Origin of the sequence: Rothia sp. P100, assembly GCF_023712425.1 — a bacterium.
Lineage (GTDB): Bacteria > Actinomycetota > Actinomycetes > Actinomycetales > Micrococcaceae > Rothia > Rothia endophytica.
Window position 1 is genome coordinate 466,373 of sequence record NZ_JAMAYG010000001.1, and the last position, 22,964, is coordinate 489,336.

Genomic DNA, 22,964 nt, shown 5'->3' on the forward strand with positions numbered 1-22,964 from the left:
ACAGGGCGCTGAGTGAACAATGAATTGTTTTAGGCACGACGCCGGCGTAATACATCGTCGAGGTCAAAGCTAGCTGCTTGAGCCAGAGTCTTGCTACGGCTCTTAGGTGCGGTGTTACGCTGGAGTGGCTCAGGAGTCACCGCATGCACTACCTCGGCATCCAAATAGGTGGGGCGCGGTACCTCTACGGGCTGCCAGCCACTATGGGGCAGTTCGTCATCCAGACGCAAACGTGTGGGCATCTCGCCCGAAGCCGTTAGGGGCAGAGGCTCAAGGGGTGCCCTGCGTGGCACATGCTGAGTGCGCGCTGCCCGCAGAGCTTTTACAGCGTGGTTAACCGGGAGAGCTTGCCTGTTTCGTTCAGTGACCTGCGGGGCATGTTTAAGTTCCACTGAAACATCGCGGGTGGACTCTGGCCCACGCGCACCGTGGATTTCAGAACGATGAAGAGCGGATAGGCTACGTGACCTATTGCGATCTTGCACAGCCCAAAAACGGAGGAGCCCCAGCATCAACGCCGAAAACGCCAGCAAAGATACGGGAACCCACCAACTGACCGAGCTAAAAGCTGCCACGAGAGCCATTATTACGGCACTCAAAAATAAGAAAGCTGCCCCACCAAATATAGCCAGACGGACGCGCTTGCCTACCGGCACTCGCGGCGAGGGGACACTAGGTGTGGAGGAGACAGGTGCAGGTTCCCCCGAGGGATGGAGGCTACCGCCTGCATCCTGGTGCTTAATGACTTCCAGAACGGCGTCTTCTAAAACGTCTTCAGCATAGATTTCTGCACCGAACGGAGCTCGAGATTGAGCTTTAGAATTGCGGCCCGTGATGAGATATAGACCCAGAAGAATGCATAGAGTGACAATAACACCCGAAGTACTCAAAAGTGCCAGGGTTTGCCCCTCTCTATAGCTGAAATCTATCTGACCTATTGTACCGCAGATACATGGGGGAATATTTCTTGTACCAGATATAGAAATGGTGCCTCTCACCCTCTTTCAAAAGGGAGATGCACCATTATCTATATGCTGTAGTGAAATTTAGATTTCAGCAGCAAATTCCTTAATCCACTGGCGCAAATCTGCGCCAAGGTCATCATTCTCAGCAGCCAAAATAACGTTAGCCTTTAAATAGGAGAGCTTGTCACCGGTGTCAAAACGGCGGCCCTTAAAGACGACACCATAGACGCCTTCACCCTCACCCTGCCCCTGAGCCAGGGTCTGCAGAGCATCGGTCAGCTGAATTTCGTCTCCACGGCCAGGCTCGGTTTTTTCCAGTACTTCGAAGACCTTGGGTGAGAGGACGTAGCGCCCGATAATTGCCAGGTTTGAAGGAGCCTCTTCACGAGCAGGCTTCTCTACAAGACCGGTTACCTTAACGAAACCGTCTTCACCGGCCACCTCTTCAACAGCTGCACAACCGTACGCTGAAATCTGCTCCTCAGGAACCTCCATCAAAGCTACGACAGACCCACCGGTCTTCTGTTGCACAGCTACCATGGTGGATAGGAGATCTTCTTTCTCGTCGATGAGGTCATCGCCCAGAAGCACGGCGAAAGGCTCCTTGCCTACGTGCACCTTAGCGCGCAGAACAGCGTGACCTAGCCCTTTGGGATCGCCCTGTCGAACGTAATGAATTTCGCCCAAATCGTTTGAATCCTCGACGCTCTTCAACAGGGCGTCCTTACCCTGATCTGAGAGTTGCTGCTCAAGACCGGGCACGCGATCAAAATGGTCCTCAAGAGCACGCTTGTTGCGACCGGTAATCATCAGAACGTCATCGAGGCCTGCGCGAACAGCTTCCTCAACAACATACTGGATAGCGGGACGGTCAACCACAGGCAACATTTCTTTGGGAGTAGCCTTGGTAGCGGGAAGGAAACGAGTGCCGAGACCAGCAGCAGGAATTACTGCTTTGGTTACGGTGAATGATTTTTCTTCAGTCATACCGTTCAGAATACCTAACAATGTCAAACAATAGTTCGTGTAACCGGGCGCAGTCTGTAAATTTATGGCTGAAGTGTTTACAGTATAGAAAGGTTAAGACCGGACAATGTCCCCTATACAAACCACAAACCTCTCAGAAGAGACGGCACAGAATAAGCAACTTTTAAGGTTTCATATACGAAGGATGCGTCAGAGATTCCCTGCTTCACAGGAGGCACTTCAGGGTTTCACCCGAGCAATAGAGAATGAGGTAGGTTCTTCTTCTCACCTCACCATTGCGGCTTTCTTGCCGTTAGTATCAGAACCCCCCATCAAAAAAGCTCTGGGGCAACTTATCGCGCGTGGCCACACCATTCTGGTCCCCAGAATCCTCCCCCATCACCAGCTATCGTGGGTGCGGTGGACGCCGGGTGCAGCTACGTCTACTAATGCTTTGGGCATAGAAGAGCCCCTGGGTGAGGAGCTGACCTCCTCCGCTTTTCTTGAAGCAGACTTACGTCTCGTCCCAGCTCTTGCCTATGACGTGACCGGCAGGCGTCTGGGTCAAGGCGGGGGCTACTACGACCGTCTCTTAGAAGAGCTGGACCACCGCACCCGTAGCCGCTCCACGGTGGGCGTAGCATTTGAACGCGAAATTCTCACCCAGGTTCCAGCGGACCATTGGGACGCCCGCCTAAGCTACGTCCTCACTGAAAGCGGGGTTCACCGCTTAGGGAAAGTTGGCTTCAGTGAGCCGGTAGAATAACTCTTTGATTGATACAGACACCACCATTGCAAGGAGCACCCGTGCCCGTTTACGTTTATCAATGCAAAAACTGTGACCATGTTTTTGAACAGCATCAGTCCTTCGCTGAGGATGCCCTTCGTACCTGCCCTAAATGCAAGCAGGAAACCCTTCGCAAGAAGTTCGGTCAGGTGGGTGTAGTTTTTAAAGGCTCAGGTTTCTACGCCAATGACAAGGGAAAATAGGGTGTAGAAAACTCGATTCGCGCCCCCTGCCCACCAGCTTCAGACCCGATTCTGGTAGTGCGGGGGGCGTTGCTCTTTAAGCCAGGCATCTCGCTCATCCCTAGAGTTACTCTCCTCGCCCTGAGCGTTAGTGGGGGCTAAGCCGACCATTTTGGGCTCCGCACCGGTGAAGGATGAACCACCGGTAGCACGCCGGTTACCGCGCCTGCGGCGGGGTGTAGCTGAGTAGCGGTCGCTGCCAGCTTCTGTGTGATCCGGCGTAACCATCTATTTGCCCTCGTGTTCTACACCCACGTAGCGGCTCATACGCTTAACTACTGCCTCTGGGTTGGTAAAGACTTCTATGGTCCAACCGGTCATATGGTTCCAGCCGGTGCGAGCAAGTAGCTCGGGCAGTAATCGGGTTCGTTCGCGGACGCTCATCTTTGCATAGGCGTCGGTGCCATCTGAGATGACGGCGAGGGGAACCCGGCGCCTGGTCACCTCCCCGTTCTGTTTGCGAGCGCGGGGGCTGGCAACCGCTCCAGCCACCAGGGACTCGTTATCGCCGGTCAGCACTAAGGACATCACATTATTGTCCACTTCGTGGAGTGTAACGCCCTGGGCACCTAGCCTGCGCACGAGGTCGCTCAGTAGCCAGTCCCCCATGTCGATGGCATCGAGGTCATCGTGTCGTAAGAATTCGTTGACCGGTAGTTTATCGGTAATGGGTGCGGTGAGTGCTTGCGCTGCCTTTGCGTCCCTGTCTTTACGGTAGGCCAGTAACAGACGGTAGATATCGAAGGCTCCCTGCTCAAGGCGCTGGGGGTCCAGGTCTTCGGGGGTTAGGCAGGTCAGCATGCGGGTAAGGTGCCTAGCTCTGGTCAGGGCTAGCACAAATTTTTGACGCCCGCCGCGTTCTGAGAGGGCGCCAAAATGGTGGGATGCTCCGCGGGAAGTCTTGCCAGCACCGAGAGCAAAAATAATGACGTCCCGTTCTATATCTACAGCTCGGGCGAGATCAACAACTCTGAAAGGTTCTTCTCCGGGAGCAAAAAAACTCGCGAACTGGGGGTACTGAATCAGTAGGTTCCGCACCGCTGCAGCGATTCGTTGGGCATGGCGCGGGGTAGCTGTCACTACCGCCAGGCTTTGCTGAGGGGTGCGGTAGGCGTGCTCAATCACTAGCTCTGCAGCTCGTTGAACTTCTGGGCTGGGTGAATCGAGGTTGGCGTTATCCGAGATTTTGCCCTCGGTTTTCACTACCTCAACGGTGAGGGCTTGGGCGCCATCGGTAATATCTTCGCCCCAGGGGTAGCTGATGAGCTTATTTTTATAGAAATGCTCATTGAGGTAGGTGAAGAGAGCATGGTCAATGGCTTTGTTGACCATAGCCAGCGATCGGGAGGGCAAGGTTTGAGAGAGCGCGTCAAAGGTGCTCACCATGCTCTGCTGCTTGGGTGCTGGCAGGTTGCGGGTCACCGCTGAGACCATGAAGGGAGTGGGGAAACCGCTGTGCGGGTCACCGAGCGCTATGACCTGTTCAGCACGAGTGAGAGCGGGCAGGTTGGCAGCCAAAGGGGTTGATTCAGCGTCCAAGAGAATTACTGCGTCAAACCGCATGGTGGTGGGGACGCTGCGAGATAGTGCAAAGGGGCTGGTCAGCCAGAGAGGTAGCAGGCTGGTCGCCATAGCTCCGGCTTGTTCCAGCAGTTGCATCAGCTCGAACCGGTGACTGCGTAATTGACTGCGCAGGTAGGCTGCCCCGTGTTCGTCGCTCTCAATACGCTGCTTCCATAGCTTAGCTAGGTTGGAGTGCAGCCTGGCGCTGCCCGATGCTACGAAGGAGTAGTCGGCGCGGCGGAAGGTCGTTTCGAGCTCTCGCAGAGTCGTGCCATCAAGAATCTCAATCTCGTGCGACTGAAGCATCATTTCAAGGGCTGTCTGCCACCAGGCTAATTCGAGTTCGGCAGCCAGTGCATCTTCTGGCACTTGACGCTCATAGATGTCTCTGAGCAGCTCGGTGAGCCCTGCTTCTTGAAGCTCGGTGAGAAGATCCACCCGTTCAGGCAGGGTGTGTAGCAGTTTCTCTTCATTGATGAGAGCCGCAAGACGGTTCTCTAAAACGCTAAGCTCAGTCTTGTTGAAGTCCGTGCCCTGAGGCGAATCTTCGAGAACGATCGCTAGCCCGACAAATTCTTCTCGAAGGCGTAGGTAGGCGGACTGAAGCTCCCCTAGATTGTTGGGGACGGTGGGCACTCGCTGGTCGGTGACCCAGCGCATCCATTCCTCGCGCTGGCTCTGGACCACAAACAATTGCTCGTGGACATCTCCAATACTGACACCGGGGAGGATGTATTCTTTGGCAACCTTACGCAGGCGGGAACGTTGCATACTCGACATATCAACGCCGTGTTCACGCCGCCACGAGCCGGTGGCTGTTGCTGCGATGAGGTCGGTCACGGGGCGGTCAAAAATATCGGGGCGGAAACGGGTCAGGGTATCTGCGATGCGTTCAAAGAGGTCGAGCTGAGCATGCCATTGTTCCATGGTGGCACCCTCTTGGATGCCCGCTTCATCGGCCATTAAACGCATTTTAGCGCGCAGGCTCGCTAAAGATTCGCTCAGGTTCTGAGCGAGCTCATGGGCGGCAGCAGTCTCATCGGTGTTGACCAGCTTGGCGCGGTGCCAGGCTGATGTGCGAGTTGAAGGGTCAAAACCACCCAGCTGCGCAAGACGCTGTAACTTCTGTGCCGTGGCGCTGCGCTGCGTTAGGGCGTCCATGGTGGAGCGGTCCAAACGAACGTGGGTTGAAGGAGCCGGGTGCTGGGCGGTGAGCGCGGCCAGGGTTTGCAGTGTCTCATAGACAGAGCAGCCCCAACGGGACTCGGTAAACCGTAGAGACTGGGTGTGGCCCCTTAGTTTAGCCCGGGTTTCTTCTAGCTCAGTGAAGGTTTTGCTGAGGTTAGGCACGGCACTGTTTTCGTTGCGGATAACCGCCTGAATAAACTCGTTGCGGTTGGCTTCGTCGTCTTTTTCAGAGAGTACGTCAAAGCAGAGGTCATCAAGCCCAGCTTGCTCAACTAGCTCCCTCACATCAGCCAGGGTCGAACGCTTTTCGCCCACCATCAGCACTGATTTACCCTCGTTCATCAACGCAGCTGCCACGTTGATAGCGGTGCGCAACTGATCTGTGCCCGGTGCGCAGGTTACGGTGAAAGAGTGCCCCAGGTAGGCCAGGTCAATGACCTCCTGCTGGGCTGAGTCCGCATCGAAAATGAGCAGGTCACTGCTCAAATCACGCGTATCGACCGGTTCACGCGTGTTCTGAATGGGCGCGACAAAAGGTTTTTCTAGAGGGTTCAGTTTGAGCCGCGCTACCTCTCTCACTAGATCTGTATGCGCGGTTGCAGGTAGCTCGCCCGTGCTTTCTTTAAGGTCAGCGAAGGTAGAAATGAAGTAGTTGGACCGGATTGTCATACCCGGCACTCCAGCGGTGCTGATACGCATCCGTTCGATCACAGGCTCAGGATCAAGCTTCCGCATGGAGTTGGCCAGTTGCGCTACATCCATGGTGCCCAAATCTACACCGTACTCTTTTTTAATCTGGCGCACCATAGCCGGGTTAAGTTGAGCCGGGCCGTTTAATTTGACCTCAAAGTCATCACCGTTGGGGTGCGGAGTGATTGACAGAGGCGCCATGAGAATAGGAGCGATAAAACGTTTTTCGGACACCATGCCATCTTCACGCACATCGTGGGAGAGCCAGGACGCTGTGCCGGCCACAAAATACCCAGCATCCAGGCCGTGCTCCACACTGAGCTCAAAGATTTTAGTGCGCAGTGCCCGAGCAGCTACCATTCCAGCTTCGCGTTTTTCTTTATCCCGCAGAATTGTGGAGAGGCGGGTTTTGCGCCCCATGAACATCTGGGCGACACCGGATGAGTTGGCGTCGGTCAGGTCAATATGGACGTAGTCAACTTCGTTGAAGTCCAGCATGGCATCGGGCCCGGTATAGATTTCCATCTGCTCAGCCCACGCTTCAAGCCCAGCACGTACCTCGACGTCGTCATCTGAGCTGTGTGGATGATCTAAAAGGTGAGGAGCGACCTCTTGGGGCTGTTCGGCTGCAACCGGACCATGAGACCAGGGGGAAATCTGCTGGGTTGCCTGATCAGCTGGGATGGTGGAGGGTGCCTGCGGCTCGTTCACTGAGATTCTCTAGCTTTCAACGCGTCTTCTGCTTTGTTTACCATGATAGTTGCTAGGTGCCCTGCACAGTAACCGGGCCGGGTAACCAGTGGCGCCGGCTGCTTAGCGGTTCAGGGCCATATTGATATTTCCAACCACCGTGAGAAGGCTGAGCAAACCGATCAGCGTCATACCGCCCAGTAGTACCCAGCGCAGACGCGGCGCGAAAGGTTCTCCCCCGGCGTCCCACAGCACTCTCGCATAGAAGAAGCTGAGCAAAAAACCAAGGATGTTGCCCACCAAGAGTTGCTGGGCCACGGCGAAGATACCGAAGGTTTTCTCGGTCACTTCGTTTTCACTTTCAGCACCCTTGAGTAGCCCCGCCATAATCAGAGACATGCATGCCCCCAAGAAGGTAAGGGCAATTTCTGGTTGATTTAGCATCTCCTGCAAACCTGCCCCGCTAATAGAGGACGCAGAATACTGGTAAAAGAAGAAGACAAAGGGGCTAATAAGCCAGTACCAGTAGAGGAAGGTGCGCATCTTGTTGAGATCGCGCAGGGCATAGAGGATAGCGTTCATCGGGTTAATTACTTTCGAGAAACTGAATATACTGGCGCACCGTGTAGTCAAGGAGCACGGAAAGCGCCACAAAAGAATGGAAGGGGTCTCGTTGAAACTTGGTCACGGTGGGGGTGGCTATATAGTGCAGAGAGATATCTGCTGCCGAGGAGATGGTGTTGACCCCCGGTACAGTAATGGCAATGATGGGAATTTTGCGTGCTGCCAGGGTTTTGACCGTATCAAGAGCGCTTGCAGTTTCACCGGATAGAGACACAATAATCACGAGGTCATCGGGGGTGATGACGCCGGTGCTACCCCTAAATTCACTACTGGCGGGAATCACGTGAGTGAATTTTCCGCAGGCCAGCATTGATTTAGAAAACTCAGAGATAGCATTGCGCTGAGCGAAGCCGGTGCCGTAGCAGTATATGGTGCGGGCTCGGTATAACATCTGAGAGATCGCGTCAAAGTCTGCGCTCTGCAGCCCCTCATAGGTTTTAAGGATGTCCTCGCGCCCGCTTTTAAGGAAATCAGCGTTAGGTTCATAGGTTGAACTCAAAGAACTCTTGACAAAGAACTTAAGCTCGGCGAAACCACTAAACCCCAGTTTTTTGGTCAAGCGAATGATACTGGAGGTCGAAGTGAAAGTTTTATGAGCCAGTACGCTAATCGTTGAGTCAGCAACAAACTGCTCGTTATTGAGCATGAACGCGAGGATTTCGCGTTCAGTTTCACTCAGCCGGTTGTGATGCTTGTTAACTAATTCTTGTAAATCCACAAAGGGCTCCTGTCTTCTTACTCGCTTGCTATCTCTAGCGTACATGTGTTGAAGCTCAGGAGCCCTTTTGGCGTTCAGCTACCTAGCTAGCGCCAGAGCGGGGTTACTTGTCCTCGTTGACCAGATCTTCGAACTTATCGCGAACCTGGGGGACGTCCATACCAACGATGACCTGCAGAGCCTTACCCTTGTTGACCAGGCCTAGAGCTCCGGAGGACTTGAAGTCAGCTTCGGTGCCTACCAGTGAAGGATCTGCAACCGAGACACGAAGACGGGTTGCGCAGTTGTTCACGCTGGTGATGTTCTCAGCGCCACCGAGGTGGGCCAGGAACTCAGTCGCACGCTGTGAGTAAGGATCGTTGTAGGTTGCGGTAGCTGCTGCGGGTGCTGCTGCTAGGGAGCCGTCCTTGTTCAGGGTTCCAGCCTTCTTGGCCTCCTTGTATTCAGCTTTGGTGTACAGCTTGGTTTCTTCGCCTTCAATTTCGCGACCGGGAGTGTTGAAGTTGAATTTGAGGATTAGGAAGCGGAAGACCACGAAGTAGATCAGGGTGAAGCACAAACCGATAGCAATCTGGGTGAGAACCATACCGGAGTGGTTGGGCCACAGGGGGATCCAGTTCTGGAAGAGGAAGTCAATCAGACCGCCGCCCATGTTACCGACAACGCCGAAGCCGTACATGGTAGCTGCCATGGTAGCTGCCAGAACTGCGTGAACTGCGAATAGCGGGGGTGCCAGGAAGAGGAAGGTGAACTCTAGAGGCTCGGTGATACCAATCAGGATTGCGGTGAGACAGACAGGAATCAGCAGAGCAAGGGTTTCCTTGCGCTTTTCCTTGCGTGCGGTGGTGTAGAAAGCAGCTGCGATACCGATGGGAGCGAAGACCTTTGAGTTACCGTGCAGAGCGAAGCCACCACCGGGGAAGAGTTCCTTGACGGGGGTCTGGCTAGCTGCAAAGGTGTCCAGGTTAGCAACCCAGTACTTGGTGATGCCATCCGGAACCACAGCGGGACCAAAGACGAAGGGAGTGTAGATGAAGTGGTGCAGACCGGTGGGAATCAGGATGCGCTCGAGGAAGGTGTAGAGCCATACGCCGAAGACGCCGGAGCCCATGAAGAAGCCCTGCATGGACTCAATACCGGTCTGGATAGGAGGCCATACCAGGCAGAAGAGAAGAGCGACGGGCATCATCAGGAAGAAGCTGAGGGCGTAAACAAACTGGGTGCCCTGGAAGATGCCCAGGAAGTCGGGCAGCTTGGTACCGAAGTAACGGTTGTGCAGCCATACCACAATGGCTGAGATGATGATGGCACCGAAGATACCCGTGTCAAGGGTCTTGATACCTGCAATCATCTTCAGACCGGTACCCGCAGCACCTTCTGAGAGGTCAACATCAAAGTCCACACCGAAGTTTGAGCCCCAGATGCTAAGGATGGCGCCAACGAAGTAGCTGAAGGTCAGGTAGACCATACCGGCTTCAAGCACAGCGCGTGCCTGAGCGGTCTTTGCCAGTGCAATGGGCAGACCCAGCACGAAGAGCAGTTCCATTTGGTTAAAGACGGTCCAAGCGCCTGATTCCCAAACAGACCAGAAGTTGTACCAGCCGGTACCCTCAGCAGCAATGCTGCCCAGGAGTTGCTCGTTCTTGCAGATGATCGCGATACCAACGGCAAGACCGGCAAAAGCAAAGATGAGGACGGGGGCGAGCATCGCCGAGCCGAACCTCTGAATCTTCTCCATCATCGGTAGAGATCCCTTTCATGTTGTGAGGCGCTGCGTCTGACTCTTGCGAGGGTGTGTGGCTAGCGCCCGTGTAATAACTCAAAACCTAATATAACCAGCGTTTGACATCTTTTGAGAGGCACAACTCACACTTGGTATTAATTTCAGAGATTGGAACCTTTTACAGTAGCGGGTAAAAGTTCCCCTCCCCTTCAAGCATTCTTTGCTCACGGCGAGGGAACACCTGTTTATATGATGGTAGGTAACCTACCCTCTTATTCTGACTTTAAGGTGAGACCATTTATGAAACTCCTGACGCTGAACGTGCACAGCTGGCTAGAGGTTCACCAAATTCCCAAGATTTACGAGTTAGCTCACTTCATCGTCTCTGAATCTGTAGATGTTGTTGCTCTACAAGAAGTCAACCAGTTTAGGCACTCCCCACTCGCTGGAGAACCAGAGCGTTTCCTCGGCGGCAACGAACAACCGATACGGCAGGACAACTTCGCCCTGATCCTCAACCAGTTCATTGCAGAACTCACCGGCCACAGCTACTACTGGGGATGGGCTGAAGCACACATCGGTTTCGATCGCTACGACGAAGGGGTTGCGGTACTCGCCAAAATGCCTGTTACCCGTATCGAGATGATCAACCTCGCGCCGTCCTACCGCTATACCGATGTGCCACGCCGTGTTGCCCTTGCAGTGCAGCTGGGAGAAGAGCACCAGGGCGCCTGGGTGGTATCCACCCACATGTCCTGGTGGAAGCGGGAAGGTGTGCACTACTTTGAGAAGGAGTTCGGGCAGCTTGATGCGCAGATCCACCAGCTTGCCTGCGGTGCCCCCGTCTTGCTGGCAGGTGACTTCAACAGCCCCGCAGAGGTACGTGGCGAGGGTTATGACCTGATGGTCTCTATGGGTTGGATTGATACTTTTACGACCGCCCAAAAAGTCACCGGTGAGGCAACCGTGCACAAACCTATCGCGGGTTGGGATGCCCTGGTCGCGGCTCAGCAACGCATTGACTTCGTCTTTAGCTCAACCGACCTAAACGTGGCTGAGCACAGCGTCATCTTCCCCGACAACGATCCGACAGTGGCGATTTCTGACCACTCAGGCCTCTACCTCGATATCAACCTCTAACACCTCACCCCTGATTAGGAGCTCACCGTGACCGAACAATTAGACCAGCCCATAGCAGAAACCCAGTGGTGGCAGGAGCCGGTGGTTTACCAGATCTACCCCCGCAGCTTTAACGACAGCAACGGCGACGGGATCGGAGACCTACCCGGTATCACCGAAAAAATCCCCTACCTGGCTAAGCTGGGCGTAGACGTCATCTGGCTCTCCCCCATCTACAAGTCACCCAACGACGATAACGGCTATGACATCTCGGACTACCGGGACATCATGGACGAATTCGGCACCATGGAAGACTTCGACACCCTGCTAGAAACCGCCCACGGCGCCGGCATCAAAATCATGATGGACCTGGTTGTTAACCATTCCTCTGACGAGCACGAATGGTTCCAGCAGGCTAAGACCAGCCGCGATAACAAGTACCGCGACTACTACATTTGGAAGGACGCCGCCGGTTTCACCGAAGACGGCTCCCCCATCCCTCCCAACAACTGGGTAGCAGCCTTCTCCCCCTCCGCCTGGGAATGGGAACCGATTACCGAGCAGTTCTACCTGCACCTCTTCTCGGTCAAGCAGCCCGATCTCAACTGGGAGAACCCTGTCCTGCGTGAAGAGGTTTACGAACTCATGCGATTCTGGCTGGATAAGGGTGTCGATGGCTTCCGTATGGATGTCATCAACCTGATTTCTAAAGACCCTGCCTACCCCGACGACCCCGCTGTAGCAGCTGGCGCCAAGACCGACTCGCTGGGCATGGCAGCCAACGGCCCTCGCGTCCACGAGTTCCTGCACGAAATGCACGAGCAGGTGCTGGCTCACTACCCCGTCATCACCGTGGGCGAAACCCCGCACGTCACCACCGCAGACGGCCTGCTCTACACCGGCTTTGACCGCGGTGAACTGCAAACCCTCTTCCAGTTCGAGCATATGGGTGTGGATGCCAACCCGGACGCCAAACTGGGCAAGTGGAATGACACCCGCTTTAAGCTGGTTGACCTCAAGCGCATTCTCTCCAAGTGGCAGGATGATCTTTCAGGCAAGGCGTGGAATGCACTGTACTGGAACAACCACGATCAGCCCCGTGCTGTCTCCCGTTTTGGCAACGACGCCCCCGAGCACCGCGTCCGCTCCGCCAAGATGCTAGGCACCGTTCTGCACTTCATGCAGGGCACCCCCTACATCTACCAGGGCGAAGAGTTGGGCATGACCAACGTATTCTTTGATGACATCAAAGACTACAACGACATCGAAATTCACGATTCCTATGCCAAGCTGGTGAGCTCAGGTACTGTGTCGCATGAGGACATGCTGCGCTACATTTCCGCTTCAGGCCGAGACAATGCTCGCACTCCCGTGCAGTGGAGCGCAGAAAAGAACGCCGGTTTCACCGCAGGTGAACCCTGGCTCAAGCTCAATCCGCGTTACACAGAAATCAACGCTGAAGAAGCCCTGGCAGATGAAGATTCGGTCTTCTATCACTACCAGGAGCTCATCAAGCTGCGCCACGCAAACCCTGTGATGATCAACGGAACCTACCGTCTGTTGGACGCTGAAGATGAGCAGGTTTATGCCTACCTTCGTGAGGGTAACGGCAGTAGCGCAGGCCAGACCCTGCTCGTCATCGCTAACTTTACTGACCAGCAGGTCGAGCGCTCCTACGTACAGCCGGACGGCGAGCAGACACTATTGACCAGCAACTACACCGATGACGAAGGTGAAACTCTGCGCCCTTACGAGGCAAAGGTCTACCTCTACACTCAGAAGGAAGAAAACTAATGGCAGATCATTCAGGTAAGCAGTGGTGGAAGGAAGCGGTGGTCTACCAGATTTGGCCGCGCTCCTTTAAGGACTCCGACGGCGACGGTCTGGGTGATATCCCCGGTATTACCGAGAAGCTTCCCTACCTAGCGGAGCTGGGCATTAACGTCATTTGGCTGTCTCCGGTCTTTGCGTCGCCCAATGACGATATGGGCTATGACATCTCGGACTACCGGGCGATTATGCCAGAGTTCGGCACCATGGCTGATTTCGATACGATGCTGGAAACCGCCCACAGTCTGGGAATTAAGATTCTGATGGATCTGGTGGTCAACCACTCCTCGGATGAGCACGCCTGGTTCGAGGCTTCCCGAGCCAGCCGCGATAATGACTACCGCGACTACTACATCTGGCGTGATTCTTCAGGTCACGATGAGGCAGGCAACCCCCTACCCCCCAATAACTGGGTTTCTGAGTTCAGTGGCCCCGCCTGGGCGTATGACGAGCATACTGACCAGTGGTACCTTCACATGTTTAGCAAGAAGCAGCCGGATCTTAACTGGGAAAACCCCAAGGTTCGTCAGGAAATCTTCGATATTGTCACCTTCTGGCTGGATAAGGGTGTGGACGGCTTCCGCCTAGATGCCATCAACATCATCTCCAAACCTGAAGGGTTGCCCGATGACCCTGCTGTAGTCCCCGGCAAGCAGACCTCTTCAATTCCTTTCGTCATCGAAAACGGGACCCGGGTGCACGAGTGGATGCATGAGCTCAACGCTGAGACCTTCGCTAAATATGATGTAATGACCGTGGGCGAGATGAGCGCCACTCCCCCGGAAGAAGCTATCCAGTTCTCAGGTTTCACGTCAGATGAGCTGCACATGATCTTCCACTTTGAGCATATGACGGTGGATTCTGATCCCGGTGCCAGCATGGGTAAGTGGTCCCGAAAGCCTGTTGACCTGGTTGAACTCAAAACCATTTTGAATGAGTGGCAGACCAAGCTATCAGGTAAGGCCTGGGGCTCTCTTTACTGGAATAATCACGACCAGCCGCGCACTATCAGCCGCTTCGGCAATGATTCACCAGAGTATCGGGAGCTTTCGGGCAAGATGCTGGCAACCGTACTTCACTTTATGCAGGGCACCCCCTACATTTACCAGGGTGAAGAGTTCGGCATGACCAACGTGCAGTTTGACGCTATCGATGATTACAAGGACCTTGATTCCCTCAACATGTACGAGAGTATGGTGCGCCAGTACGGCACCCTGACTCACGAGCAGGCTATGGAGCTGATTTATGCCAAGGGCCGTGATAATGCCAGGACGCCGGTGCAGTGGGACGCCAGCGACAACGGCGGTTTCACGGACGCTGGGGTGCAGCCCTGGATTGGGATAAATCCCAACTTCACCGAGATTAACGTTGCTGAGGCGGTAAGTCGTGAGGACTCGCTGTGGAACTTCTACCGTCAGCTGATTGGTTTGCGCCGCGGTGAACTGCAACATCTCATGGTCTATGGCGATTTTCTACCCCTGGGTGAAGACGATGCCCAGGTCTACGCCTACGAGCGCATTGGCGAGGGTGAGAAGCTTCTAGTGATTGCCAACTTTACTGATCAGGAGCTAACCCGAGATTTCGGTCTCGGAGAGGGCCTTTCACCGGTCATCTCTAACTACACAGATGATGCCGGAACCACCCTGCGCCCCTACGAAGCTAAGGTCTATCGCCTAGCCAACTAGCGGCGTCTTGCACCCCTACAACTACGAAAACCCCTGTTAATCTTCGGCATTGAAGACCGGCAGGGGTTTTCTTGTATCTGCTGAAAAAGCAGTGCGGCGGGAAGACATTTATCGTCGTTAGACTTTTCCTCAGGTCAAGAAGGGCTACTCACTAACGCGGGGTGCCTACAGCCTAGCCCGAGCTGGCCCCACCAAAACCAGCAAATCACAGAGAACCTTTACCTTCTTGGAAGCCTTCTGCATTCTGGGTAGTTAGTAATTATTAGGATCTGTAGGTAAAGCGATACATGAAGGCTGCCATCGCCTCACGGGTAACGGGCGTCTGGGGGCGGAAGGTACCATCGTCCCAGCCCCTGGTAATACCGGTAGATGCCAGCCAGGTAATTTCGCGATTGAAGGTATCGCCACGCCGAACATCGAGGAAAGGGGAAGCCCCTACAACAGCCGGCTCACCCGCTAGACGGTAAAAGAAAGCAGCCATGGCCTCACGACTAATAGACTCGTCAGGCCGGAAAGTGCCGTCATCCCAACCTCTCGTAATCCCCTGGTCAGCTAACCAGCTAATTTCCTTGTAGAAATGATGACTCGTAGGAACATCAGAAAAACGTGATCTAGCAGGTGGAGAGTAGTTAGGTTCACCAGCCATACGGTACATGAAGGCCGCCATGGCCTCGCGTGTGATCGAGGTCGTCGGGCGGTATGTACCGTCTTCCCAGCCCCTAGAAATACCGTTAGAAGACAGCCAGCTCACTTCACCGTAAAAGACATGATGCGGTGGCACATCAATGAAATCTTTACCGGTCACCAAGGGTCTGGTGCTACCCAAGGGGCGGTAGTTAGCATTGGCCGCGAACCCCCGTAAATCGCTCATCGTGCCATTGAAAATATTGGAATCTCCGGCAAAAGGGCCAGCATCAGAATACTGCCAGATATCTTGCTCAACCCAGCCATTCGGCATAGCTCCAGGCTGGTGTGAATAGCTTGCCAAATGCAAGGGCATGAAATTGAAGGCATCTGTATTACCCGTACAGTTTCGCCACCAGTGAGTAGTGGTGTAGATAGCCGGGTAACGGCCGGTAATACCACGGTAAGTTTCTGTGAAATCAGTAATCCATCGGTTCATCTGCGCCGGGGACATGTTGAAGCACATATTACCCAGTTGCGGATAGGGGTTATATTCAATGTCGAGCAGACCAGGCAACGTTCTACCATCTGGGCTCCACCCACCACCGTTCGCAATGAAGAATCGAGCCTGCTCAGCACCGCTGGTCAGGGACGGAATGGCGAAGTGATAAGCCCCGCGGAGCATCCCCACCCTATCCGCACCAAGATACTGGGAGGAAAAATCATCAGAAGTGTAGTAGCTACCCTCGCTCGCCTTAACGTAGGCAAAACGCGCACCCTTAGCATACTCGTTGACCCAGTTAACGTTGGGCTGCCAACCTGAGACATCCATACCCAGCACTCCTGGTGCTGGGGGAAGATCGCTCTGAACCGCGTCCGCCAAGCCGTTTTGCTCCACACCAGCTCCTTCCTGCTCAGCGTTCTTGAAAACATGCCCCATCTGAGCACCTGGATTATCCCCACCGGTTACCGGCAAAGGGGTTTCTTTCTGTTGGATCGAACGGGACTCCATGCCCACATCCGAAAGCTCAGCAGGCACGGCATGTGCCGGGACGAGATAGGACGCCGACGCTAAAGCCAGCAGGGCGACAGCAGGGCGCACTCCACGCCTCAAAAGGGATGGTACAAGCATGAAAATCAGCCTTATCGTGGGGGAAAGAACGCTGTGTCCATCAAAGGGGGGACAACACAACACATTAAACCTAACCGCACGCAGGTTTATTTGTCACTACCTGACCAAAAAATTCACAAAAAAGGGCCGCCACGCCTCAGAGGCGTGACGGCCCTTTGTCTCCTCAACGAGTTCGCTGCGCTCACAGCTCTAACGACTCGCCGCTTCGCTATGCTCGCCGAATAATCTGATTTTCTATTCCGCCTGGGGGCGGACAACGAGTTCGCTACGCTCACAGCTCTAACGACTCGCCGCTTCGCTATGCTCGCCGAATAATCTGATTTTCTATTCCGCCTGGGGGCGGAAAATCAGATTATTCCCATTCAATCGTTCCCGGGGGCTTCGAGGTCACGTCCAAGACCACTCGGTTAACCTCAGAAACCTCATTAGTAATACGATTAGAAATCTTAGCCAACAAGTCATACGGCAAGCGCGACCAGTCAGCAGTCATCGCATCCTCAGAAGAAACAGGGCGCAGCACAATCGGGTGACCGTAAGTACGACCATCGCCCTGTACACCCACCGAACGAACATCCGCCAGCAGAACAACGGGGCACTGCCAGATCTTGTCATCCATATCAGCCTTGGTCAGCTCTTCACGGGCAATAGCGTCAGCAGCGCGCAGAATGTCCAGATTGTGCTTGCTGACCTCACCAATCACGCGAATACCCAGGCCAGGGCCGGGGAAAGGCTGACGGGCAACAATCTTCTCGGGAACGCCGAGCTGGCGGCCAATCTCGCGTACCTCATCCTTAAAGAGGGTGCGCAGAGGCTCAACCAGCTCAAACTGCATGTCCTCGGGCAGACCGCCCACATTGTGGTGGGACTTGATGTTAGCTGCACCTTCGCCACCACCAGACTCAACAACGTCAGGGTAAAGCGTGCCCTGAACGAGGAACTTGATGTCAGCGCCGTCATTACCGGCTTCTTCAATGAGCTTACGCTGGGCAGCTTCGAAGGAGCGAATGAACTCACGGCCAATAGCCTTACGCTTGGCTTCGGGCTCAGTGATACCGGCCAGTGCGCCCAAGAAGCGCTCAGACTCGTCGATGGTGACAACCTTGATACCCATGGTCGTGGCGTAATCTTCTTCAACCTGTTCACGTTCACCGGCACGGAGCAGACCGTGGTCAATGAAGAAACAGGTCAGCTGGTCGCCAACAGCCTTATGGACCAGGGCGGCAGCTACGGATGAGTCAACGCCGCCTGACAGCGCGCAGATGACGCGGTCTTCGCCCACCTCCTCGCGGATCTTAGCGACCTGCTCTTCGATAATGTTTGCGGTAGACCAGGTCTTTTCCAGACCAGCAACATTGAAGAGGAAATTCTCAAGAGCTACTTGACCGTAGTCAGAGTGCTTGACCTCGGGGTGCCACTGCACACCACCAAACTTGCGTTCTTCGTCCACGAAAGCCGCAACAGCAGCACCGGGGGTCTGAGCGAGCACACGGAAACCTTCGGGAGCCTCAGAAACGGAGTCGCCGTGGGACATCCAGACATTCTGGGTGGCGGGGGTACCGGTCAGGAAGGAAGAATCTTCAGCACAGAGAACGGCATCGGTGGCACCGTATTCGCGTAGGCCGGTCTTAGCGACGGTGCCACCCAGGGTCTGTGCCATGACCTGGAAGCCGTAGCAAATACCGAAAACAGGCACTCCAGCTTCAAAGAGGGCCGGGTCACCTTTGGGGGTACCTTCCTCATAGACCGAAGAAGGACCGCCCGAGAGGATGATAGCTGCAGGGTTCTTAGCCAGCATTTTCTCGGTGGACAGGTTGTGGGGCACCAGTTCGGAGTAAACTCCGGCTTCGCGCACCCGGCGAGCAATGAGCTGCGCATACTGAGCGCCGTAGTCGACGACCAGTACCGGGCGCTGTTCTAGCTCCTCGAGGGGGTTATGAGTAGTCACGCATGTACCTTTTCGGTTGATCAGTGAGTGTTTGTATTTATTCTATGACAGATAAGACCGGTGGGCACCGGCGCCTAGTAGCGCTTGGTGGCTTGAGGGTTAGCAGCCAGCAGTTCTAGAGTCTCGCGGTAGATACGACGCTCCACGATGAAGGAGAGGAAAGGAACAACCCCACCGAGCGCCATCACGATCATCTGGGGTAGAGCCCAGCGCATGAGCAGCCAGAGACGGAAGCAAGAGATGAGGTAGATGACGTAGAACCAACCGTGAATGATCAGAATCCAGGTAGAGATATTGAGCCCGCCGTGGAGGTTACCGGTCTCAAGATTGAGCCAGCCCAGGGCTACGGTTTGACCAGTTTGCGCATCAGTGCCACCGGCGACCAGGTCATAGCCAAAGGCGTAGCGGCTAATCATCTCGGCAACAAGCAGCAGCAAGAAAGTACCGGAAATCCAGGCGCACCACTTGTAGAAGGTGAGGGCGCCGCGGATCTGGGTCTCGGTACCACCGAACTTTTTACGTACGGTGAAACCACCTTTAGTCCCTGCGGTCACAGCACCATCAGCCAGGGTCACTTTTTTACCGTCACCGCGGTGGGTGGGAACAGGGCGGGAATTTTCGCTCATGGTCAGCTTTCGGGTCGGTCGAGGGTTGAAGAAAAGATGAGACAGGGACGCCAGCCTAAGGCTTCCCCTGGTTAGCCGGAGATGAGGCCACTTCGTCAAAGAAATAGTAGGCATCATCGGCGGGGTCGTAATAGTAAGGTTTACCGGTTGCTTCATCGACCCAGTACTCCCCCTCGTACTCGAAGTAGAGAGCCGGGTCCTTATGCTTCTCAACGGCATCCTTGAGCAAACGCCACCAGAGATAGAGCGCGAAGCCAGCAAAAACTATCCACTCCACCGCATAGAAAATATTGAGCCAGTCAACCGTCTCATCGGTAACTTGCTGGGCGTTGATAGGGAGCAAGTTCTCCCCCTGCTCCAGCAGGGTTGCCGTGGGTTCAATGGTGCCCTGCTCGGTGAGGGGCGTATCCCCCAGACTCTCAGAGTCTACGGCCAGTATCCCGTTGAACAGCGGAGCGTTCCACAAATTAGTGAGGTAAGAAGAATTAGCAGAACCGATAACCTTCAGGTCTTCGGCACCATCGGTTGCAATCAGGTTGCTGTTGATGGGCGGGTCATTGCCCACTATCCTACCGGCGATGGTGATTTCGCCCTCTGGCTCCGCTGGAATCTCAGCCACCGGCGTCCAGGCTCGTGCTACCCCAATGCCTCGCGGTGAATTCCCAAAGCTGGTGGTCACGGTGTCAGTATCAACCGGTTCGAAGAGGGAAACCACCCAGAATCCCTGGGTGCCATCATTCAGCTTGTTTTCCACCAGGTATGAGGACCCCGAGACATAACTGCCGGTCGCCTCCACCACGGTATCGACCTCGCTGGCATCTAGATAGTCACCGGGTTCAAGAATCTGGGAGTAAGGCCGCACCACATCTTTAGCAGGGTCAGCAGTAATCCGCCCTTGGGTAGAAGCTCCCAGCTGCCAGGAGCTGAGTAGCACAAAGCCAGTCACTAGAGCCAGGACGGCCAACAGGCCGCCTATCCAGCGAGGGGTGAATGCTAGTTTCAGCAAGGAATCTCAGCCTTAGAAGTAGGAAAAGTCAAAAAGCCTCTCACCGTAAACCCCGCCCCACCGTCGAGGCGGTGGGGTGCGGGGGTGTGAGATGTTAGCGGACGTAGGGGGTGACGTTAACGTCGATACGCTGGAAGGATTTGAGGTCGGTATAACCGCAGGTTGCCAGTGCGCGGCGCAGTGCACCGACGATATTGGCGGTACCATCAGCATGTGCACTGGGGCCGTAGAGCACCTCTTCGAGGGAACCTACGGTGCCCAGCTGGGTGCGCACTCCGCGGGGGAAGTCTACTGAATGCGCCTCATTACCCCAGTACCAGCCCTTACCCGGTGCTTCTTCAGCGCGGGCCAGGGGGGCACCGACCATGACGGCGTCCGCACCCATGGCGAGCGCCTTAATCATGTCCCCGGAGCGTCCCAGTGAGCCGTCCGCGATCACGTGTACGTAGCGGCCGCCGGATTCGTCCAGATAATCTGAGCGAGCTGCGGCGACATCAGAGATTGAGGTTGCCATGGCAGCCTGGATGCCCAGGCCACGGCGGGTTGTCAGGGTTGCGCCGCCGCCAAGACCAACCAGGACGCCGGCAGCGCCGGTTCGCATCAGATGCATAGCGGGAGTGTAGCCAGTGACGCCACCGACGATAACGGGCACGTCCAGCTCGTAAATGAACTTCTTGAGGTCAAGAGGTTCACGGTTAGCAGAGACGTGCTGGGCTGAAACGGTGGTGCCGCGAATGACGAAGAGGTCAACGCCTGCCTTGACCACTGTCTCGTAGAACTCCTGGGTGTTCTGAGGGGTCAAGGAGCCTGCGACGATGACGCCCGATTCACGGATCTCAGCCAGTCGAGCGGTAATCAGCTCAGCCTTGATGGACTCGGCGTAGATTTCCTGCATACGGCGGGTAGCTGCTGAAGCATCGCCCCCCGACAGGGCGGTGATTTCATCGAAGTAGGGCTGGGGGTCCTCGTAGCGGGTCCAGAGACCTTCCAGGTTGAGCACGCCCAAGCCGCCCAATTTGCCTAGGGCAATAGCTGTCGCCGGTGACATGACCGAATCCATGGGGGCGCCGATGATGGGGGTATCGAATTTAAAGGCGTCAATCTGCCAGCTGATATTGACGTCGTTGGCGTCGCGGGTGCGGCGGGCTGGCACCAGAGCAATCTCATCGAGAGAGTAGGTGCGGCGAGCGCGCTTGGACATACCGATTTGAAGATCAGTCATGGTTTCCTTATCCCCGAGCTGTGAGCCTGCTCGGTCAATATCAGCTGGTGTGCCGGGTCTTTAACGGCGGTAGTTGGGCGCCTCAACGGTCATGGTGATGTCGTGGGGGTGCGATTCTTTCAGGCCTGCGCTGGTGATGCGCACAAACTTACCCTGGTTCTTGAGCTCTTCAACGGTATTGGCGCCCACGTAGAACATGGTCTGGCGCAGACCGCCTTCTAGCTGGTGAAGCACAGAGGAGATGGGGCCGCGGAATGGAACCTGACCCTCGATACCTTCAGGAATGAGCTTTTCTTCGGAGGATACATCCGCCTGGAAGTATCGGTCCTTAGAGAAAGACTTCTTACCACCGCGAGACTGCATAGCGCCCAGGGAGCCCATGCCGCGGTAAGCCTTGAACTGCTTACCGTTCACAAAAATCAGGTCACCGGGGGATTCAGCGGTACCAGCAAGCAGGGAGCCGAGCATGACGGCGTCCGCACCAGCTACCAGTGCCTTGCCAATTTCGCCGGAGTGCTGCATGCCGCCATCAGCGATCAGGGGAACACCTGCAGGAATGGCTGCCTTAGCTGATTCATTAATTGCGGTGATCTGGGGGACGCCCACGCCGGCGATAATGCGGGTGGTGCAGATGGAACCGGGGCCTACGCCCACCTTAACAGCATCGGCGCCGGCATCGATGATGGCCTGGGCACCGGCGCGGGTTGCGGCCTGGCCGCCCACAACATCTACGTGAGCTGCGGCGGGGTCCTTCTTCAAGCGGGAAATCATATCGAGCACACCCTGGGAGTGGCCGTTGGCGGTATCCACGAAGAGTGCGTCAACGCCAGCTTCTACCAGGCTCATGGCTCGCTCGTAACCGTCGCCAAAGAAGCCAATGGCGGCACCCACGCGCAGGCGGCCCTCGTCGTCCTTGGTGGCGCGGGGGTACTGCTCGGTTTTGGTGAAATCCTTGATGGTAATCAGACCGGTGAGTTTGCCGGCCTCGTCAATAAGGGGCAGCTTTTCAATCTTGTTATCTGCCAGGAGGGCAAAAGCCTCGTCCTTACTCATCCCCTCGTGCCCGGTAATGAGGGGCATCTTGGTCATAACCTCGCGGACCAGGGTAGTTTCAAAGGTGGACTCGGGCAGGTAGCGGGTGTCACGGTTGGTGATGATACCCATCAGCACACCGGACTCGTCCACCACGGGCAAGCCCGAAACCTTGAAGTGACCGCAGAGTTCATCCAGCTCTGCCAACGTAGCATCGGGGCCAACGGTCACGGGGTTAGTAATCATGCCCGATTCGCTACGCTTAACGCGGTCCACGTGGTCGGCCTGATCCTGAATGGAAAGGTTGCGGTGGATAACGCCCATACCGCCCAGGCGGGCCATAGCAATCGCCATGGCTGACTCGGTCACGGTATCCATAGCTGCTGAGATAATGGGCGACGCAATCGAAATACGCTTGGTCAGGCGGGTGGTGGTATCCGCATCTGACGGAATGACGTCGGTGTTACCTGGCAATAGCAGAACGTCATCGTAGGTGAGTCCGATAAAGCCAAAGGGGTCTTCGCTCAGGGCGGTGGGGGTGGTCATGAAAGTTTCATTACCTTTCAAAGGGTAGGTGAGGCACACTG

General features: G+C 55.4%; 18 protein-coding genes. 5 read left to right on the forward strand and 13 right to left on the reverse strand.

What is annotated here, in order from left to right; genetic code table 11:
• Positions 1 to 29: 29 nt before the first annotated feature.
• Together M3668_RS02155 and galU are read right to left on the reverse strand one after the other, a co-directional pair.
• The gene (locus M3668_RS02155; RefSeq protein ID WP_251379186.1) at positions 30 to 575 is read right to left on the reverse strand and encodes a hypothetical protein; all 546 of its coding nucleotides are present in this window, start codon (positions 573 to 575) and stop codon (positions 30 to 32) included.
• A 471-nt stretch (positions 576 to 1,046) separates the two neighbouring features.
• The gene (gene galU / locus M3668_RS02160; RefSeq protein ID WP_251379187.1) at positions 1,047 to 1,952 is read right to left on the reverse strand and encodes a UTP--glucose-1-phosphate uridylyltransferase GalU; all 906 of its coding nucleotides are present in this window, start codon (positions 1,950 to 1,952) and stop codon (positions 1,047 to 1,049) included.
• Between the two features lie 106 nt (positions 1,953 to 2,058).
• On the opposite strand from galU, the gene M3668_RS02165 reads away from it, so the two are divergent.
• Positions 2,059 to 2,697, forward strand: a complete 639-nt coding sequence (locus M3668_RS02165; RefSeq protein ID WP_285835629.1) for a 5-formyltetrahydrofolate cyclo-ligase — start codon at positions 2,059 to 2,061, stop codon at positions 2,695 to 2,697.
• Between the two features lie 41 nt (positions 2,698 to 2,738).
• Positions 2,739 to 2,921, forward strand: a complete 183-nt coding sequence (locus tag M3668_RS02170; protein ID WP_251379189.1) for an FmdB family zinc ribbon protein — start codon at positions 2,739 to 2,741, stop codon at positions 2,919 to 2,921.
• Positions 2,922 to 2,960: 39 nt separating this feature from the next.
• Here the strand turns inward: M3668_RS02170 and M3668_RS02175 are convergent, their stop codons facing one another.
• From M3668_RS02175 to M3668_RS02195, 5 genes are all read right to left on the reverse strand, one after another.
• Positions 2,961 to 3,188, reverse strand: coding sequence for a hypothetical protein (locus M3668_RS02175; protein ID WP_251379190.1), 228 nt, complete (start codon positions 3,186 to 3,188; stop codon positions 2,961 to 2,963).
• Positions 3,189 to 7,112: a DEAD/DEAH box helicase gene (locus M3668_RS02180; RefSeq protein WP_251379191.1), complete on the reverse strand. Its 3,924-nt coding sequence runs from the start codon at positions 7,110 to 7,112 to the stop codon at positions 3,189 to 3,191.
• A gap of 102 nt (positions 7,113 to 7,214) precedes the next feature.
• Positions 7,215 to 7,673, reverse strand: a complete 459-nt coding sequence (locus M3668_RS02185) for a cell shape determination protein CcmA (protein WP_251379192.1) — start codon at positions 7,671 to 7,673, stop codon at positions 7,215 to 7,217.
• A gap of 4 nt (positions 7,674 to 7,677) precedes the next feature.
• Positions 7,678 to 8,433 carry a MurR/RpiR family transcriptional regulator gene (locus M3668_RS02190; RefSeq protein ID WP_251379193.1) on the reverse strand — a complete coding sequence of 252 codons (756 nt, stop codon included), beginning with the start codon at positions 8,431 to 8,433 and terminating at the stop codon, positions 7,678 to 7,680.
• A 103-nt stretch (positions 8,434 to 8,536) separates the two neighbouring features.
• On the reverse strand, positions 8,537 to 10,174 hold the full coding sequence (locus tag M3668_RS02195; protein ID WP_251379194.1) for an alpha-glucoside-specific PTS transporter subunit IIBC: 1,638 nt from the start codon (positions 10,172 to 10,174) through the stop codon (positions 8,537 to 8,539).
• A gap of 282 nt (positions 10,175 to 10,456) precedes the next feature.
• Between M3668_RS02195 and M3668_RS02200 the strand changes: the two genes are divergently transcribed.
• The 3 genes from M3668_RS02200 to M3668_RS02210 are packed head-to-tail and all read left to right on the forward strand — an operon-like array spanning position 10,457 to position 14,790.
• Entirely contained in the window at positions 10,457 to 11,296 is an 840-nt protein-coding gene (locus M3668_RS02200; RefSeq protein ID WP_251379195.1) for an endonuclease/exonuclease/phosphatase family protein, read from the forward strand.
• Between the two features lie 27 nt (positions 11,297 to 11,323).
• Positions 11,324 to 13,069 (forward strand): glycoside hydrolase family 13 protein, encoded by a 1,746-nt coding sequence (locus tag M3668_RS02205; RefSeq protein ID WP_251379196.1) that lies wholly within the window; start codon positions 11,324 to 11,326, stop codon positions 13,067 to 13,069.
• A complete protein-coding gene (locus M3668_RS02210; protein WP_251379197.1) occupies positions 13,069 to 14,790 on the forward strand; it encodes a glycoside hydrolase family 13 protein in 1,722 nt (573 codons plus the stop codon). Before M3668_RS02205 ends, M3668_RS02210 begins: the two co-directional genes overlap by 1 nt.
• Before the next feature lie 262 nt (positions 14,791 to 15,052).
• Here M3668_RS02210 and M3668_RS02215 read toward each other — a convergent pair whose 3' ends face one another.
• The 6 genes from M3668_RS02215 to guaB all read right to left on the reverse strand — a co-directional run bounded on the left by M3668_RS02215 (position 15,053) and on the right by guaB (position 22,923).
• Entirely contained in the window at positions 15,053 to 16,546 is a 1,494-nt protein-coding gene (locus tag M3668_RS02215; protein ID WP_251379198.1) for a GH25 family lysozyme, read from the reverse strand.
• Positions 16,547 to 16,898: 352 nt separating this feature from the next.
• Positions 16,899 to 18,491 carry a glutamine-hydrolyzing GMP synthase gene (gene guaA / locus M3668_RS02220; protein WP_251379199.1) on the reverse strand — a complete coding sequence of 531 codons (1,593 nt, stop codon included), beginning with the start codon at positions 18,489 to 18,491 and terminating at the stop codon, positions 16,899 to 16,901.
• A gap of 74 nt (positions 18,492 to 18,565) precedes the next feature.
• Positions 18,566 to 19,117 (reverse strand): DUF3817 domain-containing protein, encoded by a 552-nt coding sequence (locus M3668_RS02225; RefSeq protein ID WP_251379200.1) that lies wholly within the window; start codon positions 19,115 to 19,117, stop codon positions 18,566 to 18,568.
• 55 nt (positions 19,118 to 19,172) lie between these two features.
• Positions 19,173 to 20,123: an SURF1 family protein gene (locus M3668_RS02230; protein WP_251379201.1), complete on the reverse strand. Its 951-nt coding sequence runs from the start codon at positions 20,121 to 20,123 to the stop codon at positions 19,173 to 19,175.
• Positions 20,124 to 20,217: 94 nt separating this feature from the next.
• A complete protein-coding gene (locus M3668_RS02235; protein ID WP_251379202.1) occupies positions 20,218 to 21,345 on the reverse strand; it encodes a GuaB3 family IMP dehydrogenase-related protein in 1,128 nt (375 codons plus the stop codon).
• 60 nt (positions 21,346 to 21,405) lie between these two features.
• Positions 21,406 to 22,923: an IMP dehydrogenase gene (guaB, locus tag M3668_RS02240; protein ID WP_251379203.1), complete on the reverse strand. Its 1,518-nt coding sequence runs from the start codon at positions 22,921 to 22,923 to the stop codon at positions 21,406 to 21,408.
• Positions 22,924 to 22,964: the final 41 nt, after the last annotated feature.